Annotated in this window: 1 protein-coding gene; it reads right to left on the bottom strand. The window is 74.2% G+C overall.

What is annotated here, in order from left to right:
• On the bottom strand, positions 1-217 hold a 217-nt coding region (locus PZC42_RS20820), incomplete at its 3' end, for a hypothetical protein (RefSeq protein ID WP_277213990.1).
• Between the last annotated feature and the right edge of the window lie 74 nt (positions 218-291).

Raw genomic sequence — 291 nt, 5'->3', positions numbered from 1 at the left:
CCAGGTAGGTCCCGAGGATGCGCTGCCAGACCGAGTGGTCGACGGTTTCGGTCGAGCCCGGATCGTGCGCCTGCCAGCGCGGCCAGAGCTCGGCTTTGGGGGCGAACAGCCGCTCGATCGAGACCAACCCGGCGAGCGAAACCAGGAGCGCGGCGCCGAGGGTCAGGCGGGTGGAGATCCTGCCGGCGAAGCCGCGGCCGGGAGCGGAGCGGCTCATGGCACCGGTGGCGCGGGGCGCGGGCGCCCCGAATCCCGGCGCCCAGAATCCTGGCGCCCAGAATCCCGGCGCCC

This window comes from Isoptericola croceus, from assembly GCF_029382255.1.
Taxonomy (GTDB): domain Bacteria; phylum Actinomycetota; class Actinomycetes; order Actinomycetales; family Cellulomonadaceae; genus Isoptericola; species Isoptericola croceus.
The sequence above is the reverse complement of the archived record's forward strand: the minus strand, read 5'-3'. Positions and strand labels throughout refer to the sequence as shown.